Origin of the sequence: Acidiphilium sp. AL, from assembly GCF_025499445.1 — a bacterium.
Classification (GTDB): domain Bacteria; phylum Pseudomonadota; class Alphaproteobacteria; order Acetobacterales; family Acetobacteraceae; genus Acidiphilium; species Acidiphilium iwatense.
The window spans coordinates 1-2,089 of record NZ_JAIMBZ010000102.1; the positions used below are offsets into that span (position 1 = coordinate 1).

General features: G+C 60.0%; 3 protein-coding genes. 2 read left to right on the forward strand and 1 reads right to left on the reverse strand.

The window, feature by feature from the left end; all coding sequences use genetic code 11:
• Window positions 1-6 precede the first annotated feature (6 nt).
• Window positions 7-624 (reverse strand): IS66 family transposase zinc-finger binding domain-containing protein, encoded by a 618-nt coding sequence (locus AiwAL_RS20010; protein WP_262313471.1) that lies wholly within the window; start codon window positions 622-624, stop codon window positions 7-9.
• A gap of 21 nt (window positions 625-645) precedes the next feature.
• On the opposite strand from AiwAL_RS20010, the gene AiwAL_RS20015 reads away from it, so the two are divergent.
• On the forward strand, window positions 646-777 hold the full coding sequence (locus tag AiwAL_RS20015; RefSeq protein WP_262313472.1) for a hypothetical protein: 132 nt from the start codon (window positions 646-648) through the stop codon (window positions 775-777).
• A 519-nt stretch (window positions 778-1,296) separates the two neighbouring features.
• Window positions 1,297-1,830: an RNA 2',3'-cyclic phosphodiesterase gene (thpR, locus tag AiwAL_RS20020; protein ID WP_262313473.1), complete on the forward strand. Its 534-nt coding sequence runs from the start codon at window positions 1,297-1,299 to the stop codon at window positions 1,828-1,830.
• Window positions 1,831-2,089 lie beyond the last annotated feature (259 nt).

Sequence of the window (2,089 nt, forward strand, 5' to 3'; positions counted from 1 at the left end):
TGCATGCTATACGAACTCATCCCCACCATGCCGGAGCCTCGCCTGCTGCCACTGGTCCAGAAATTCGCCGATATGCTCGCCGACCTGCCCGTCTTCGCCGAGACTTTCGGGGCAGTGTGAAAATGAGGGGAGTCTTGAGTCCGCCATCAGGAGAGCAAGACGCTCGAAGCTGATCGCCTGCGTGATGTGCAGATGGATGATCAGGGCACAAAGCCCTGGCCCAAACGGCGACCCTGGGACAAAACCTTCAGGGGGTGGTGCGCCGATATGCTTGCGACAGCAGGGACAGACGCCATGATGGCGGTTGATCCTGGTGACAATCGGCTTGATCGGCGGCAGGTCGATATGGTCGTAGGCGTGGATCTCGGACTGATCCGCCGCATCGAGGGCATGGTCGCAGTTCGGACAGGCTGTCAGCCGCGCTTCGATGACGCGGTCGGGGTTTTCGGCCAGCGCGCGCGCGACACCAGGATGGCTATGGCGGCGTTTTTTGCGCCCTTGCGGCAGGTTCGGCTTCTGGCCCTTCGAAGGGGGCAGGCTGGAATTGTCAGGCGTCTTGGGGGGCGCATTGAGTTTGGCCTCCAACTCAATTACCCGTGCCGATAACGTCGCGACCTGCGCCATGAGGGCCTCGATCTGGCCAACTTGCGCCGCTATCTGGGCGGCCTGGGCGGCAACCTGCGCCTGTTGCGCCAACACCAGGTCGACCAGATCATCCTTGGAAAGCCCAAGAAGGGTTTCGCGAGTCACGGATATGGTAAATCGAATCCGCCGTGACCGTGTCAAGCACAAACTTCATGCCACGAAGCCCACTACGTCACAGCGGGGTGAGTAAATACGAAGCAAAAGCCGCAAATACCGGTCGCAAAGCGGCTAATCCGTCAACTCTGGAGCCAATTAGCGGTCGCAGCCAAATGGGTAGGGCACAAGCTCGACATTATGTTTGATGAAGTGGCCAAGACTGGTGGCAGAGTTCTTGGGATAGCTGCGGTTGTGATGGAGCCGCATATTCACGCAATTATCGTCGCAGCGTGGACAAACGTGATGCACTGGCTACAGCTTGCTACGTCGTCTTTTTGACGACTTGAGCGCTAAATATAACCCAGCGCACAATCTCTGTATGATCGCCGATCCCAGCACAAGATACCCCCACCAACCCGCCCTCACCACCCCGCTTGACCATCCGCGCCCCGCTCGGCACGATACTCATCGTTTGGCGAGCAATTTCATGACTTTTCTGGATCGCTCCGCGATTCCAGCAAAGCCATATTGCTCTAGGCAAAGGAGGGCAAAGCCATGCGTCTGTTCGTCGCCCTCGACCTGCCCTGGGAGATCAAGCAGACCCTGGCGGGCTTCGCGATCAACCTGCCCGGTGCGCGCTGGGTGCCGGCGCGGAACATGCACCTCACGCTCCGCTTCATCGGCGAGGCCCAGCGGCTGGAGGCCGAGGAGATCGATCATGCGCTCGCCGCGATCCGCGTGCGCGGCTTTCCCCTGGTGCTGACCGGCGCCGGCTGGTTCGAGAAAGCCGGGCGCGCCAACACGCTGTGGATCGGCGTCGAGCGCAACCAGGCGCTGTTCCACCTTCAGACGAAAATCGAAACAGCCCTGCGCCGGGTCGGCGTGCCGGCCGAGCGCCGCCGCTACACCCCGCACGTCACCCTGGCCCGGATGGACCTGCCGGTCGGCCCGCGCCTCGCCGAATTCGTCCAGAGCCGCAATCTCTACCGCTCGCCGCCGATCGAGGCCCGCCACATCACCCTGTTCAGCTCGCATCTCGGCGACGACCACCCCGCCTACACCGCCGAGGTCGAATACGAACTCGGCTAACCCCCTCCGCAGAAATGTTGATCGGTTGAGCTGAAAAGAAAGTTCTCACCACCAGGACGCCGATACTTTTACCCGGCGGCCAGTCATGAGTGAACGTCAAGGATTTCAACAAGTTAAATGAAGCCTAGACCGAAGTTTTCATTGGTCTGAACGAGAATCCCCTGGATTTATTGGCGGATTTTTTGATCTGCTTTTGACGTCTACTGGACACGCATGGGTTCGATCTCGAGGAGGTTGAACTCGAGGAGGTTGAAGGCCG

Excerpts from the sequence above, each read along its gene's own strand:
- AiwAL_RS20010 (WP_262313471.1), bottom strand. The coding sequence starts at position 624 with ATGGCGCAGGTCGCGACGTTATCGGCACGGGTAATTGAGTTGGAGGCC.
- thpR (WP_262313473.1), top strand. The coding sequence starts at position 1,297 with ATGCGTCTGTTCGTCGCCCTCGACCTGCCCTGGGAGATCAAGCAGACC.